This window comes from Shewanella sp. YLB-07 (genome assembly GCF_009377275.1).
In genome coordinates this window covers 28,839-43,275 of record NZ_VOQB01000001.1, presented here as the reverse complement: position 1 = coordinate 43,275, position 14,437 = coordinate 28,839, and the positions used below count along the sequence as shown (strand labels likewise).

General features: G+C 43.9%; 13 protein-coding genes and 5 tRNA genes. 7 read left to right on the top strand and 11 right to left on the bottom strand.

The genetic code is table 11. The annotated features are described in order from the left end of the window. Positions 1–226 precede the first annotated feature (226 nt). The 5 genes from FS373_RS00200 to trmB all read right to left on the bottom strand — a co-directional run bounded on the left by FS373_RS00200 (position 227) and on the right by trmB (position 4,710). A complete protein-coding gene (locus FS373_RS00200; protein ID WP_144047648.1) occupies positions 227–1,168 on the bottom strand; it encodes a LysR family transcriptional regulator in 942 nt (313 codons plus the stop codon). Between the two features lie 404 nt (positions 1,169–1,572). Next, complete coding sequence (locus FS373_RS00195) at positions 1,573–2,406, bottom strand: YggN family protein (RefSeq protein WP_144047649.1); 834 nt, start codon at positions 2,404–2,406, stop codon at positions 1,573–1,575. A 267-nt stretch (positions 2,407–2,673) separates the two neighbouring features. After that, positions 2,674–3,588, bottom strand: coding sequence for a glutaminase B (glsB, locus tag FS373_RS00190; RefSeq protein ID WP_144047650.1), 915 nt, complete (start codon positions 3,586–3,588; stop codon positions 2,674–2,676). Further along, the gene (locus FS373_RS00185) at positions 3,588–3,911 is read right to left on the bottom strand and encodes a YggL family protein (RefSeq protein WP_144047651.1); all 324 of its coding nucleotides are present in this window, start codon (positions 3,909–3,911) and stop codon (positions 3,588–3,590) included. Before FS373_RS00185 ends, glsB begins: the two co-directional genes overlap by 1 nt. Before the next feature lie 82 nt (positions 3,912–3,993). Further along, positions 3,994–4,710 carry a tRNA (guanosine(46)-N7)-methyltransferase TrmB gene (trmB, locus tag FS373_RS00180; RefSeq protein ID WP_144047652.1) on the bottom strand — a complete coding sequence of 239 codons (717 nt, stop codon included), beginning with the start codon at positions 4,708–4,710 and terminating at the stop codon, positions 3,994–3,996. A 298-nt stretch (positions 4,711–5,008) separates the two neighbouring features. Here trmB and mutY point away from each other — a divergent pair, with 298 nt between their 5' ends. After that, on the top strand, positions 5,009–6,094 hold the full coding sequence (gene mutY, locus FS373_RS00175) for an A/G-specific adenine glycosylase (RefSeq protein WP_144047653.1): 1,086 nt from the start codon (positions 5,009–5,011) through the stop codon (positions 6,092–6,094). Positions 6,095–6,096: 2 nt separating this feature from the next. Beyond that, entirely contained in the window at positions 6,097–6,375 is a 279-nt protein-coding gene (locus FS373_RS00170) for an oxidative damage protection protein (RefSeq protein WP_144047654.1), read from the top strand. A 53-nt stretch (positions 6,376–6,428) separates the two neighbouring features. Here FS373_RS00170 and FS373_RS00165 read toward each other — a convergent pair whose 3' ends face one another. Beyond that, a complete protein-coding gene (locus FS373_RS00165; RefSeq protein ID WP_144047655.1) occupies positions 6,429–7,019 on the bottom strand; it encodes a YceI family protein in 591 nt (196 codons plus the stop codon). A gap of 103 nt (positions 7,020–7,122) precedes the next feature. Further along, positions 7,123–7,671 (bottom strand): cytochrome b, encoded by a 549-nt coding sequence (locus FS373_RS00160; protein WP_144047656.1) that lies wholly within the window; start codon positions 7,669–7,671, stop codon positions 7,123–7,125. A 457-nt stretch (positions 7,672–8,128) separates the two neighbouring features. Between FS373_RS00160 and FS373_RS00155 the strand changes: the two genes are divergently transcribed. The 5 genes from FS373_RS00155 to FS373_RS00135 all read left to right on the top strand — a co-directional run bounded on the left by FS373_RS00155 (position 8,129) and on the right by FS373_RS00135 (position 9,220). After that, positions 8,129–8,204 (top strand) — tRNA-Phe (locus FS373_RS00155). 7 nt (positions 8,205–8,211) lie between these two features. Then, positions 8,212–8,287: transfer RNA gene (locus FS373_RS00150), tRNA-Thr, on the top strand. Positions 8,288–8,739: 452 nt separating this feature from the next. After that, positions 8,740–8,815, top strand: a tRNA-Phe gene (locus FS373_RS00145). Positions 8,816–8,851: 36 nt separating this feature from the next. Continuing rightward, a tRNA-Thr gene (locus FS373_RS00140) sits at positions 8,852–8,927 on the top strand. Between the two features lie 193 nt (positions 8,928–9,120). After that, positions 9,121–9,220 (top strand) — tRNA-OTHER (locus FS373_RS00135). 343 nt (positions 9,221–9,563) lie between these two features. On the opposite strand, the gene nagP is transcribed toward FS373_RS00135, so the two are convergent. The 4 genes from nagP to nagK form a co-directional block, all read right to left on the bottom strand. Then, the gene (gene nagP / locus FS373_RS00130; RefSeq protein ID WP_407695610.1) at positions 9,564–10,871 is read right to left on the bottom strand and encodes an N-acetylglucosamine MFS transporter NagP; all 1,308 of its coding nucleotides are present in this window, start codon (positions 10,869–10,871) and stop codon (positions 9,564–9,566) included. Positions 10,872–11,098: 227 nt separating this feature from the next. Further along, positions 11,099–12,235: a transmembrane glucosamine N-acetyltransferase NagX gene (gene nagX, locus FS373_RS00125; RefSeq protein ID WP_144047657.1), complete on the bottom strand. Its 1,137-nt coding sequence runs from the start codon at positions 12,233–12,235 to the stop codon at positions 11,099–11,101. 122 nt (positions 12,236–12,357) lie between these two features. Continuing rightward, positions 12,358–13,491 carry an N-acetylglucosamine-6-phosphate deacetylase gene (gene nagA / locus FS373_RS00120; protein ID WP_144047658.1) on the bottom strand — a complete coding sequence of 378 codons (1,134 nt, stop codon included), beginning with the start codon at positions 13,489–13,491 and terminating at the stop codon, positions 12,358–12,360. Beyond that, entirely contained in the window at positions 13,488–14,390 is a 903-nt protein-coding gene (gene nagK, locus FS373_RS00115; RefSeq protein ID WP_144047659.1) for an N-acetylglucosamine kinase, read from the bottom strand. The genes nagA and nagK overlap by 4 nt, the downstream gene beginning before the upstream one ends. Between the last annotated feature and the right edge of the window lie 47 nt (positions 14,391–14,437).

Sequence of the window (14,437 nt, the reverse complement as noted above, 5' to 3'; positions counted from 1 at the left end):
TTGTATTGATTTGAGAACAAACCGCAAGAAGAATACGACACGTTCATTAGAGGAGGGTAAATTAACCGAGAGAAATGTCCGACCAGGTAATACGCCAAGCTTTTGATATATAACAAAAAAGCCAACCATTCACAGAGTAGTTGGCTGATAGTTTTAAATTAAGAACAATGTTTCCTGAATACCCAGTAAACTTATTCAGATTTTGAATAAGTTATGACATCAAAAATCACTTTCTTTTCGCGTACAACTCAGTGTAAGGGGCATCCCAATATGGCGGAGAACCAATATGTCCCTTAATGAAATCGATAAAAGCGCTGACCTTAGGCGCCAAATGCTTTCTTCTTGGGTATACGGCTTGAAGGGGAAGATGATGAGTAAGCTGCCAGTCTTGAAGCAGAGGCACTAAGGTCCCCTTCTCAACTTCATCCTCAAGCAGGTAACTGGCGAGATAAACAATTCCAAGCCCACTGACGGCGGCAGATTTTAAAGCGGGTGCATTGTCTACTCTGAAGTTACCCGAGACACCTATCTCACAGTAATCTTCACCCTGCTTAAACTGCCAAACACTATGCTCGTGCCACTCGCCATGATAAACCAAACAGTTATGATCGACTAACTGCTCTGGGCGATCGAGTTGACCATGTTTTTCTATATATGATGGAGAGGCGGCAAGCAAAAACTGACACTTCATTAGAGGTCTGGCAACCATACCTAAGGGCAGTTGCTCTGACATAGTCAAAAGGAGATCTAATCCTTCGCTGACGACATCAACTTTATGATCTAACAAGCTAATTTGTAACTCTAACTCGGGATGAGTATTCATAAACTCGGGCAAGGCGGGAATAATATGCATGGTACCGAATGACTGGGATATCCCAACCTTTAACACACCTCGGGTAGCATCATTTAGATTATGAACACTAGCAATGGCTTGATCAGCATCCCTAAGTAACTCTTCACCTTGTGTGTACAGGAGTTGTCCAGCTTCAGTTAAACTCAGGCTACGAGTTGTGCGTTGAATTAACTGAACTCCCAATTTATGTTCAAGATCGGCTACTTGAGTACTCACTTTGGATTTAGAAATCCCCAACTTTCTTGCCGCGGCACTAAAGCTGCCAGCTCTGGCAACATGAGTAAAAATTGCGATAGGTTCCAATAGTTCTAACATGTAAATCGCCTTAGGGTGTTTACGACACTAATAATACTTACACTAAAGATGAGTAAACTGAATTTACAGAAACAAAAAAGAAACCATTAAAACAGTGACTTACTAAGAGGAAGTACACGGGAGTAGAGTCAAATATATGAACCACTCAATAATTGAGGGTCCGTTTGTTATTATTTTTTATAAGTATACCAAAGATTTGCGCTTTAATTCTAATGCCTAATCGATAATGTTTATTCTGCAAGGCTAAACTCGATTGAAATGCTAGCAAGTAACGATTAATAAGAAGAGGCGACACATAGAAAAAACCCCTGTATTCAAGTCAAATACAGGGGGGTTGCGAATATGGGAGGGTGCAACAGGGTCCAAGGTTTCAAGCTATGACTTCATAGCTCAGAATAAACTGCCTATTCGAGTAATTCCACTTTAGGCGCATCGATGAGTGGGTATTTTTCCAACTCAGGAACTGCGATTCTTAATTTTTGCTCAAGGGCTATCAAGTTTTGGAAGTTATCACACATCTTATCCGCTCTCACCTCAAGATCTTGTGCTTGAGCTTCCATCTGCAGCTCTATGTCTTGGCCAACATTTTCCATTTTTTGGCCAAAAGCTTCCATTTTCTGTTCAAATGAATCGCCGTCACCGGAAAGCATCTCGCTGCCTAAATTGATCATCATGGTGCCGATGGAGTTTTTGACTAATTGCTCAACTTCTTGCTCAAACTCTTCACCAAAAGTCTCTTCTAAAGAAGATTGAGTCGACCCCAGGTAGAACTTATCGCCATTTTGATAGGCAACCTTCTCGATTCTCTGCTCTAGTCCATCCATCATCTCATCGAGTTTAGCACCCGCGGCATCACCCAGTAGTGGGGTTAATGCCATACTCGCCGCAGTCGATGCGATACCCACCGCGTCATGAACCAGGGCTATAACTTCCGGAACCTGAGTCGACACTTGGTCTGAATACTGGGTCAAGAGTTGCTGCTGTCTGGCATTCAATGTCACCTGCTTGCCTTCAACATATAGCTTACCCATCTCGATGCGATACACTTCTTTGCCTTCATCACTTATCGCCAGTAGCTTAGGTTCTACTGTGATGTCATAGTTGAGTGTAACCTCGCACTGATGATTATCACTCGAGTATGAAGCCGATGAATGATCTTCGTGAGCAGATGCAGAGGTAATCGTTCCACTAGCAAATAAGACCGCGCTGATCCCAATAGAAGTCGCTAATTTTCTCATCAAATTTATCCTTAATTTAAATGTTCTTTCGACAATCGCTGAATACTCTTTGCTATTTATTTTCTAACATCGGCGATGACTCTCATACCAAACAATAAAGCACAAGCCGTGCCAAAACACCTAATCAATTGATAAATATTGAATTAATGTTTAAGTAAGGAAATGTATTAGCAGAAGTTTAGTGAATCAAACCAGTAGTTGGTCAATTCACTAAATTAAATTTATAGTAAATGGATTTAGGACAAGATGAGAAATTGAAAACTAGCCTTAGAAAATAGAACGCCCCAGCCTTTGACACAAATCTTCGAGCGCGGCGGTACCTGCCAGAGAGTTACCATTGCGATCTAATTCGGGAGACCAAACACACACGGCCATATCACCAGGGATAACGGCAATGATCCCGCCACCAACTCCACTCTTACCCGGCATACCCACTCGATAGGCAAATTCACCGGCACCATCGTATAGGCCTGAAGTGGCTAATAATGCATTCATCTGCCGGGTCTGTACCGGAGAAAGCAATTGAGAACCATCTAAACATGTGCCCTTGTTGGCCAGATACAAGATGGCTTTTGACAGGTCGGCACAGTTCATTCGTATGGAACAATAGTGAAAATAGCTTTGAAGCACCGTATCCACATCGTTGTTAAAGTTACCAAAGGACTTCATCAAGTAAGCAATAGCCGCATTTCTGGCGCTGTGTTCAAACTCTGAAGCAGCCACAATTTTATCTGAAACAAGCGATGGATTAGCACTCAGGCCACGAATGAGTTCAAGCATCCTGTGCTTAGGTGCCCCTAATCGCGCTTGTAACAGGTCCGCAATGACAAGAGCGCCTGCATTGATAAATGGATTTCTGGGGAGACCATGCTCTAATTCAACCTGAACCAGGGAGTTAAATGACTGCCCCGAAGGTTCTTTACCGACGCGAGACCAGATCTCATGCTCTTCATAGAGAGTTAACGCCAATGTCAGGCTAAATACTTTGGAGATACTTTGAATAGAAAAAGGTTCCAGATAATCTCCGGCACCTATCGTTGTACCATCGACACTGGTAACAGCGATGCCAATTTTATTAGGATCAACTCCTGCCAAAGCAGGAATATAGTCAGCCACTTTACCTTGGCCTAACAGGGGCCGAACTTTATCGACCACCTGCTCGAGTAGTGCAAGTTCGGGCACTAACTCCACCAAATATCGTACAGCTCGCTAACGACAACGTCTGATGCCGTTTGTCCCTTCCAGAACTCAGTGACGGCAGTACGATCTTCTTCGCTGCACTTACCAATGGATTGAGTGGCTATGATACCTTCCCACTGCTTATGACCACCGCCGTGGAAGCCTAGTTGACGGGGCTCTATCACCTGTTCGATAAACTGGTCCACGATAGTATCAATTTGTTCTTCAGATACAGACTCATCGAAAGTCCAGTTAACATCGAAACCAAACTCTTGAAATTCATCTACACGTAATTTTTTTCGTAAACGACGACTGCGTGTTGCCATGGTAATTCTCACCTTATTTAAATAACCTAAAAAATAATTTTATTTGCAAGTATTGATTCGATTCAATTAATACTCATCAAATTTAATCAATACGCTCGAACATGATATCCCAGACACCATGGCCTAACCTGTGACCTCTGGCTTCAAACTTAGTCAGAGGACGATGCTCTGGACGCTGAACCACGTCACCTGTAGTCGATTGGTTTTGATAACCTTCAGCTGCGCCCATAACCTCGAGCATATGCTCGCTATAGTTTTCCCAATCAGTTGCCAGATGAAAAACGCCACCAATTTTTAACGTGCGACGGATCAGCTGCGCAAACTCAGTTTGTACGATACGACGTTTATGATGACGCTTCTTATGCCAAGGATCGGGGAAGAAAAGCTGCACTCGTGCCAGAGAGCCGGCAACAATACTGTTTTCTAATACTTCGACAGCGTCATGATGGAATACGCGTAGATTAGTCACACCTGCTTGTGCTGCATCGGATAAACAAGCGCCCACTCCGGGTTTATGAACTTCTATGCCGATGAAATTGAGCTCCGGTGAGGCTTTAGCCATCTCAACAAGAGAGGCGCCCATGCCAAAACCTATCTCGAGTACGGTATCAGCCTCTCGGCCAAATATCTGAACCAGATCCAGAGGCTCTGGCGAGTAATCTAGCCCCATTAATGGCCATTGCTGTTCCATCGCGGCAGCCTGACCTTTAGTCAATCGGCCTTCTCTTAATACAAAGCTTCTTACTTTGCGAAGGTACTTACCTTCTTCATTAAATTCCGCGGTTGTCACGTCGCTCATTTTCGCCCTCTGTCTGGCAGGATTAATAAGAAAAGAAAGGCATTATCCAAAGATTGTAAGTCAGTGCAAGCCTTAGTTACTCTTAATCGGATTAACAATAATTCGGCAAAGTATACCAAGATTCTCAAATGCTGTGAATTTACTCCATTTGAGCTTAGCTAAATGAGTGGCCAAATCACCAATACTCGGCAAACTCGACTTGTTAAAAGACGCCTTGCTAGATAGACTGCCTGCATAAAAATCATGTTTCAAACTTCTCTTTTCTTATTTTGATCTCTAATAAAAAGCAATGACCACTATGTCTTCTGTCGCCATCAGCAATGCCAGTCACGCCTCTTTTTCTTCCCGTATCATTACTTGGTATGAAAAATGTGGTCGTAAACACCTTCCATGGCAACAAGACAAGACGCCCTACAAGGTCTGGGTGTCGGAAATCATGCTACAGCAGACCCAAGTCAGTACTGTAATCCCCTACTATCTTAAGTTTATGGAACGCTTTCCCACCATAGACTCACTGGCCGATGCGCCTCAAGATGAAGTGCTGCACTACTGGACAGGCCTCGGCTACTATGCGCGAGCACGTAACTTACATAAGTCGGCTCAACTCATTCGTGATGAGCATGGTTCACAATTTCCCAGAGATTTTGAAGATGTCCTGTCGCTGCCAGGCATAGGTCGCTCTACTGCAGGCGCCGTGTTATCCCTAGCTCTTGCACAGCACCATGCCATCTTAGATGGTAACGTGAAAAGAGTCTTAGCACGTCATGGAGCCATCGATGGCTGGCCCGGAAAGAAACAAGTCGAAAACAAACTTTGGGATCTGACTGAAAAACTGACCCCGGATTTAGATGTTCAAAAATATAATCAAGCTATGATGGATATTGGCGCATCAATCTGTTCTCGCTCAAGGCCTGTTTGTAGTGACTGCCCTGTGGCTATCGATTGCCTGGCTCAGCTCACTGGTCGACAATCAGACTATCCGGGGAAGAAACCTAAAAAGGTGATACCGGAAAAAAATGCCTACATGTTGGTGCTAGCTAAGGGCGATGAAGTCATCTTAGAAAAAAGGCCACCAGCTGGGATATGGGGAGGACTATGGTGCTTCCCACAGTTTTCTACACGAGAAGAACTTGATGACTACTTGATAACAAAAGGCTTAACTGTTTCCGAAGAGGAAGTATTACCCGGATTTAGACATACTTTCAGTCATTTCCATCTAGATATCAGCCCTATACTGGTCTCAGCCGAAGGCTTTAGCGATAACCAGATCATGGAAGATAAGCCTTCACTCTGGTATAACTTACCCCATCCCCCAAAAGTTGGTTTAGCTGCGGCGACTGAACGTATTCTCGCCAGCTTAAATTCTGTATTAATTAAGGAGTAATCATGGCTCGCACCGTTAACTGCGTCTATCTGAAAAAAGAATCGGAAGGCCTTGGATTTCAGCTATACCCAGGTGAGCTTGGTAAGCGTATTTTCGATAATGTCAGCAAAGAAGCATGGACACTGTGGCAATCAAAGCAGACCATGCTGATCAATGAAAAGAAATTGAACATGATGAATGTTGACGACCGTAAGTTTCTTGAAGAGCAGATGATCAACTTCTTGTTTGAAGGTAAAGCCGTAGAGATTGAAGGTTACGTACCTGAAAAAGACGACGAATAAACACCGAAAAAGCGCCGTAAGGCGCTTTTTGTTTACCGATGTTCAAAGAGCGATTACAGCCTGATACCTTCTACGACAATAGCGAGCTGAACATGGGATGATGCTGGACCCAAGTCCATCTTTATATTGTAATCTTTCAAAGCAAACTCAGTGGTACCAGTAAAACCGGCACGATAGCCGCCCCAAGGATCTTGCCCTTCACCGATGGCTTTTGCTTGTATCGTAATAGGCTTAGTCACACCGTTGAGAGTAAAATCACCGTTAAGCAAGAAATTCCCCTCGCCCTTATCAACAATTGAGCTCGACTTAAAGCTTGCCTCCGGGAACTTGGCGGTATTTAAGAAATCAGGGCTACGCAAGTGCTTGTCTCGCTCGGCATGATTAGAATCTAGACTGGCAGTCTTAATCGTCACATTCACATGACCATCAGCTAATTTTTTGCCATCAAAACTGAAATCGCCCTCAAAGTCATTGAAACGCCCCACCACGAAGCTATAACCAAGGTGACTCACCTTAAAGTCTATTGAAGCATGTGCCCCCTTAGTGTCGATGACGTAATCGGTGGCCGATACAGCACCACTCAAGAGTAAAGAACCTGCCAATGCCGTGGTTAAAATCGCTCTTGATAATATTGTCTTTTTCATAAATCTATCTTCCTTTTATCTGTTTCTGATTTTCTATTTCTAATCTTTTGTTTATTAAGATTGTGTTTGTAATTTTCTATTTAAATAATCTGTTTATCAGCTTCTATTTTAAAACCGTGATCATTCTTACCAGTGTTGAATCTTTATCAAAAAAGTGGTGTTTAAATGCACCTAACATATGTATGACGACAAGTCCGATCAAACTGTATGCGGCAAACTGATGAACTAAACCGGCAATATCGGCCTGGCTATCGAACAACTCACCGACTCCTGGAACTTCAAACAGATTGAAAACGGCGATCCCTCGTCCGTCAGCTGTAGAGATCAGATATCCACTACACATGATTAAAAGCAATAACAAATAGATAGCTCCATGGGCCAGATGCCCGGCTTTAACTTCCCAACTTTTATGTTCCGTTAATGGTGCTGGCTTAGGATTAGCAAACTTCCAGGCAATTCTTACCATAGTTAATACAAACAAGACTATGCCGACACTTTTATGTAGATCGGGCGCTGTCTTATACCAGCTACTGTAATAGGTTAATTCAACCATCCATACCCCGGCAGCAAACAGGCCTATAACAGCCATTGCCGATATCCAATGAACCAATATCGCTATGACCCCATAGGATTTTTCTGTATTACGAAACATGACAGACCTTATAATTAACTGCTGATTAACTTATGACTCACATAATACGTTCTATTTTTAAAACTAAAACCTCTAAAAATCGACTCTACACTCCTACTTTTTAGAAGCTTGTATCTATTTTGTTCTTTATTAAGTCATTTAAACCTTATAGAGGCCAATCAATAATGGTAATCATTTGTAAATGAATCTTATTTTAGGGGGTAAGGGAGTGTTCTGCAGGGCTTTAGGGAAATTTTAGAGCGTGAAATAGAATAGAAGTAGGAACTGCAGTGTGGAGAAATACCGGCCTAGTTTGCACACTAACTAACCGAACGGTAGGTTTATGACAAAATAGCACTTGCAGGTAGAAAGGCTGCGCTATAAGATACGCCCACTTCAAGCGAACTAGGTATAACAGCCTTATTTAGACTCATGTTTAAAAGCCATTTGAAGTAGATGACTAACACTTAGTTTAGTTGCCCGAATAGCTCAGTCGGTAGAGCAGAGGATTGAAAATCCTCGTGTCCCTGGTTCGATTCCGGGTTCGGGCACCAACATTTAGCCGGCATAGCTCAGTTGGTAGAGCAACTGACTTGTAATCAGTAGGTCCCGAGTTCGACTCTTGGTGCCGGCACCATATAATAAAAAAGCCTCGACATTGTTCGGGGCTTTTTTATGTCTAAAATATATTAGTTAATGAACAAGCCAGCATAGCTCAGTTGGTAACGCAACTAACTGACTCATTCTAAGAGCTGCAGTCCCTTCCATTAGCATCCGTTAGCTTTTAGTTAACAAAGAGTCCCCTTCGCTACATTTTGCTACATTTCGCTACATTCGGTAACTAAGGCTTGAATGATCTTTTTAGCGCTCTCAGGAGAAGAACATCGCTTTATTCAGGCTAGGTCGCAGGCCTCACAAGATTGACTGTATAGTTTTTGACAGCTTAAGCTCGTTTGACAAGAAACTGCTTGCACAGCTAATAACATCGCTATATTATACGCGCACTCCAAACGAGACAGGACTAAAACTCCTCATTAAAGCCTTGGTTTAAAACTCATTTGAAGTAGATGACTAACACTTAGTTTAGTTGCCCGAATAGCTCAGTCGGTAGAGCAGAGGATTGAAAATCCTCGTGTCCCTGGTTCGATTCCGGGTTCGGGCACCATCATTATATTAATAGTCCATGACTGTTAAAGCATAAGCCGGCATAGCTCAGTTGGTAGAGCAACTGACTTGTAATCAGTAGGTCCCGAGTTCGACTCTTGGTGCCGGCACCATACAATAAAAAAGCCTCGACATTGTTCGGGGCTTTTTTATGTCTAAATTTTATGACTCTGTCGGATGAATCAGTAGGTTACTTCCACCGGAGCTTCGACTCTTGGTGCCGGCACCATCTTCCTTAAGAAGAACAAGCAAGCCACTTTAATTAGTGGCTTTTTTGTGTCTGAAATTCCCCTGGTAAAAGCTCAAGCCGGCATAGCTTAGTTGGTAGAGCAACTGACTTACTCTTTACACGAGCAGCAGTAGGTCCCTCTATCTTACAAAAAGCCGACTCTTGGTGCCGGCACCATATACGACGAAGCCACTCTTTGAGTGGCTTTTTTATGCCTAGAAATTATCTTCTCGAAACGAATTACAGCTCAGGCCAGCATAGCTCAGTTGGTAGGGTAACTAACTTACGCGCTAAATCTCAGCAATATACGCGCAGCAGTAGGTTCCTGACTCTACTGAGAGTCCATGCTTAGCTTTCTATCTAATATTCCCCTGCTTTTATCCTGGTGCCTTATCCCTAAAGCCTAGATACTCTATACAAGCTACATACAGCCATATAACTCGATAGCTGCATATGAATATGCCGGGCACAAAAAAGGAGCCTTAAGGCTCCTTTTGGGGATGTGAAAAGCAAATAACAATTACTTCCAGCTTTTCATCTTATGGCCTTTCACCGCATAGAAAAGGATAAACAGGTAACAAGGGAACATCACCATATAGCCACCTTGAATACCTAAGGGTGTAGCCGAGCTGGTTAAGCCCCAAAACAGTGGCCCGAATGCGCCACCAGCAATACCCATGACTAGAAGTGCTGAACCAGTACTTGTGAGCTTGCCCATACCTGAGAGTGCTAACGGCCATACAGCAGGCCATACTATGGCATTGGCGAGTCCAAGTAGAGCAATCATCAATAAGGTATCGGGTAGCTGAGCGCCACCAAAGGGTACTAATACTGCGTTTGCAATGGCATAAGACTCATTGTCACCAAACAAGATCCCTAGCGTCAGCACCATGCCTAAAATAGCTGAAACCATTAACGCCTTCGGCTGAGAGATAAAGCGAGGAATGGTTAAGATGCCGATGATATAACCGACAACCATACAGATCATGGTATATGAGGTCATTACACCATAGCTTTCAATGCCAAGTGATAGTGCAAATATGCCAATAGTGTCACCAGCTATCACCTCCACAGCAACGTAAAAGAAGAGTGCTACAACACCTAATGCTAAATTGGGATGAGATAAGGCTTCTCTCGTATGGCCTTTACCGCTGGCTTCCACATCATCTTCTTCATTTTCCAGTTCAGGGAGAGATGACTTCTTAACTAAAATGGCTAATAAACCAATGAATACGGCCATACCTAGATAAGGAAATACCAAGCTATTGGCCATCTCATCGATATGTGCAGGAGTGAGCTCCATCCCCACTCGGTCTCTGAAGCTATCAAGAATAAGGGCACTGAAGACTAATGGTGCGATAACGCCGGCGCCTTTGTTCAATATTCCCATCACACTGACTCGCGCTGCGGCCGACTCCTCTGGACCGAGGCGGACAACATAAGGGTTAACTGCGGTTTGAAGCAAAGTTTGCCCCGCTCCCATGACAAGCTGGGCAAATAAGAACAAGCCAAAGATTTGCGTCTTAGCCGCAGGAATAAATAGCAGGCCAGCAATCATCATGATCCCCATGCCTAACGCCATTCCGGTTTTATATCCGACCTTTCTTATCAGCCAAGCCGAAGGTAAGGCTGTAAAAGTCACCGCGATATAAAATGAGAAGAGGATAAGAGACGCTTGAAGGGGGGTTAACTGAAGGATCTGCTTCAGATAAGGCATCAATGAACCATTGAGCCAGGTCGCGAAACCTAAAATAAAAAATAGCCCGGCGACAATTGCCATCGGAATAAAATTACTACGTTTATTTTCACTATTTACTGTCATTTCCATAAGCCTGCTTCTTATAATTTTATTTTAGATATCAGGTACAGCTGATATCACTTCTTATTAATACACTAGATTTACAGTCAAAAGTCACCTATCAAATAGATAGAATAGACTTTGTTTCATCGATGTTAAAACAGAACAACCAAAAAGACAACGCTGTCATTACCTTTTGTTCAAAACCTGTTGACGCCAATTTCAGGCTAAAACCATCGAATCATATTGGTTAAAACTTAAACCTTAATGAAAATATTTCGTTTATACATCCAATATAGAACCAGCCACTGTACGAGCAGCAGAGCAATAACACCTATTAGGGCTTGAGCTGCAATCGGGAAGGAATTAACCACACCACCGAACAGACTCTGGGCCGTGTACTTCCAATTAACTAAACTAGATGCCAGATAGATGATGATGGCATTACAACCAATAACCACAAACGGAAACGCAATTTTTTGCCACTTAAGCACATCAACCAGAGCGTAGAAAACGGCTAACAATATGATGCTCCATCCTGCGGTTACCAGCGCGAAGGAACTGGTCCAAAGATCTTTATTCACAGGAATAACCAGATTGACCAACCAGCCCAAGGCTAAAATAACAGCACCGACAAGTAACAAGTAAGCCACTTTAGTCCACTCACCTTTCTTGTGTTCCTTAACAATAAAGTGACCGACAAATACTCCGATCATGGCATTGGCAACTGCAGGGATCGTTGACAGGATCCCTTCGGGATCTAAAGGTCTATTCTGATAAGTGATCCCAGGTAAAAAGTGTGTATCAACATAAGCGTTGATCGTCCCTTGTGGGGTAAACACCCCCGCTGTCCCACCAGGGAATGGAACAAATAACTGCAACAGCCCATAAGCTATCAATATCCCTAAAGTAACAAAAATTTGGGTTCTTAAGCTGGTATGCCAGACTAACATGGCAGCAAAAAACCAGGCGAATGCAATACGACCCAGAACACTGGCGTACCTCACTTCATCTATGGCTACTGGTGCACCGGTACCCCAACCATGGTTATAGAGCACACCAAAGAAGAGTAACAAGAAGAGTCGTTTCACTGAATGCTTATAGAGTGGTATTCTCTGGGCAATAGGTAGCTTATCTAAGCGTTTAGGAGATAAACCAAGCGCAACACCTGAGAGAAAGATAAAGAGAGGAAATATCAGATCGTAGAAAGTAAAACCATGCCATTGGCTATGATGCATTTGAGCATCTGCCCATTTCCATCCTTGCCAACTGCTCCAGGTCAACAAACCGGCAAAGAGAGCTTCACCGCCTAAAATCCAGAACATATCGAAGCCCCTTAGAGCATCGAGCGACATCAACCTGCGTTTAGGTGCTTTAGCAAGACTCGCTTCCATTACGATTTCCCTATATTTTATCGTTTATTATTATTTCTATTTTTTATTATGCTTTTATAGACAAACTCTAGATAACATAAAGCCCCAGACATATTGCTAGGGCTTTATATTAATGGATAATGCTAGGCCTTAAAGACAGATGTGCCGCCTATCAATGTCTGCTGTACTTTCAGCTCATCGTTTAACAATACTAGGTCTGCTCGACTGCCCACACTTATTTGCCCCTGCCTTTTGGCTAAACCTAAGTACTCAGCTGGGTACAAAGAGCCCATACGAATCGCTTCATCTAAGGGTAAACCTAGCATCTTGACCGTGTTTCTAATCGCTCCTGCCATGTCTAATACACAGCCGGCCAGCTCACCCGTCACAGCATTTAACCTATCACCCTGACGTATGACCTGAGTGCCAAAGAGTTCGAAACTGGTTTCCTCATCGAGACCTACAGGTGGCATAGCATCTGTGACTAACATCACCTTGCCTCTTGGCTTAGCGTAAATTGCCACTCTAGCCGCGGCAGCATGCACATGGTGACCGTCGACGATGAGTCCACACCAGGCATCTCGGCTCTCGATTGCCGCTCCGACCATACCCGGCTCACGGGAACCGAAGGGGGACATAGCATTAAAGAGATGTGTGAAGCCTGTTGCCCCAGCCTCTAATGCCGCGACTACGGTTTCATAATCGGCATTAGAATGACCGAGGCATACTCTGACATCGGCAGCGACTAAGGCTTTAATCACATCCAGCGACACATTTTCGGGCGCTAAGGTGACCATTTTTAATCCTAAGTCATCACGGCTAAAGATCTCAAGCTCAGCGTCGGATATACCACGAATATGAGATTGAGGATGAACCCCTTTCTTTGGAATAGACAGGTGTGGACCTTCAAAATGCACACCTAAAACCCCGGCGCTGCCTTTAATCAATGAGGCGGCTACGGCATCCGCCGCTCGGCTCATGACGTCGACATCGTCGGTAATTAATGTCGGTAAGAAACCTGTGGTGCCAAACTTTGCATGAGCGCTGCCTATGGTTTCTATGCACTCGACTGAAGGTTCGCCGTTAAATAATGCACCGCCACCACCATTCACCTGAACATCGATAAATCCAGGAACCAAGGTCCCATCGACTCTTATCTCTTTTGCACCAGCGACACTGTTCAAGGCAAGAATATGACCATCTTCTATAGTGATAGGCAGGTCATTATGAAACTGCTCACCATCGAATACGCGCTTAGCGATTATTGTCTGCTTCATGTCTTCTTGACCCTAAATTTTTGACGCGCAAAATAGGTCGCCCCAAGCTCAGGAGGAGCTAACGTTGGCGATAACTTAACGATGACATCTTTATCTAACCATGGAGCCAGAGGCTCTGCCAATCCACCTATCATAGAAAAACGCGGGGGATTCACTTCGAAGAGTTTACGAGCGAGCTCACTGATATAGGCAGCCCCCTCTTTAACGATTTCTTTGGCAACATGATCTTGCTCATTAGCACATTCAAGTACGGTTCTGGCTAGCTTGGCGTAAACACTGGAAGTTTGGCCGGCTAGGTTTTCGACTATGCCCATGGCGTTATGAACCTTGAAATGATTGAGGATACGCTCGGTCAGTATGGTTTTATCTGCGAAGCCATCGAGATGTAACAAAGCTTGCTCGGCTGCCTTTAATCCTAACCAGGCACCACTGCCTTTATCGCCGAGAGCGAAACCATGGCCACCGAGATACAGATGCTTATCATCCACATGAGCATAGCCGCAAGAGCCTGTTCCCGTAATGATCACCGCACCTTCACCGCCACGGTGGGCGCCGATACACGCGGTATGTAGATCCGTCGTAACAAACATATCGGCAAAGGGATGTTGCCAGTTGACGATATCTTGATAAAGCCTGGGGACATTCACCCCAGCAAGTCCGACTCCAGCAACGAGTGCCTTACTGTCGCTTAAGCTCATTCCAGCATCTTTTAACGCTAGCTCGGTCGACATCTGAATGGAATCAAATGTCTGTGATAAACCGTGAAGTGGATTTGCACGCCCAGCTACACCAGTACCAATTACACCATCTTCGCTAGAGTAAATTGTTGCCCTGCATTTACTGCCGCCACCATCAATACCTATAAACAACGGTTTCTCCTTCGTCTGGTTCACACTCATACAGACCTCATTCACAGTTTTTTTATCCAAGACTTAGCGTTATTCGC

Coding starts and splice junctions, on each gene's coding strand:
- nagP (WP_407695610.1), bottom strand. CDS start 10,871: ATGGAAATGACAGTAAATAGTGAAAATAAACGTAGTAATTTTATTCCG.
- nagK (WP_144047659.1), bottom strand. CDS start 14,390: ATGAGTGTGAACCAGACGAAGGAGAAACCGTTGTTTATAGGTATTGAT.
- FS373_RS00200 (WP_144047648.1), bottom strand. CDS start 1,168: ATGTTAGAACTATTGGAACCTATCGCAATTTTTACTCATGTTGCCAGA.
- FS373_RS00160 (WP_144047656.1), bottom strand. CDS start 7,671: ATGTTTCGTAATACAGAAAAATCCTATGGGGTCATAGCGATATTGGTT.
- trmB (WP_144047652.1), bottom strand. CDS start 4,710: ATGAGCGACGTGACAACCGCGGAATTTAATGAAGAAGGTAAGTACCTT.
- FS373_RS00170 (WP_144047654.1), top strand. CDS start 6,097: ATGGCTCGCACCGTTAACTGCGTCTATCTGAAAAAAGAATCGGAAGGC.
- mutY (WP_144047653.1), top strand. CDS start 5,009: ATGTCTTCTGTCGCCATCAGCAATGCCAGTCACGCCTCTTTTTCTTCC.
- FS373_RS00195 (WP_144047649.1), bottom strand. CDS start 2,406: ATGAGAAAATTAGCGACTTCTATTGGGATCAGCGCGGTCTTATTTGCT.
- nagX (WP_144047657.1), bottom strand. CDS start 12,235: ATGGAAGCGAGTCTTGCTAAAGCACCTAAACGCAGGTTGATGTCGCTC.
- FS373_RS00185 (WP_144047651.1), bottom strand. CDS start 3,911: ATGGCAACACGCAGTCGTCGTTTACGAAAAAAATTACGTGTAGATGAA.
- nagA (WP_144047658.1), bottom strand. CDS start 13,491: ATGAAGCAGACAATAATCGCTAAGCGCGTATTCGATGGTGAGCAGTTT.
- FS373_RS00165 (WP_144047655.1), bottom strand. CDS start 7,019: ATGAAAAAGACAATATTATCAAGAGCGATTTTAACCACGGCATTGGCA.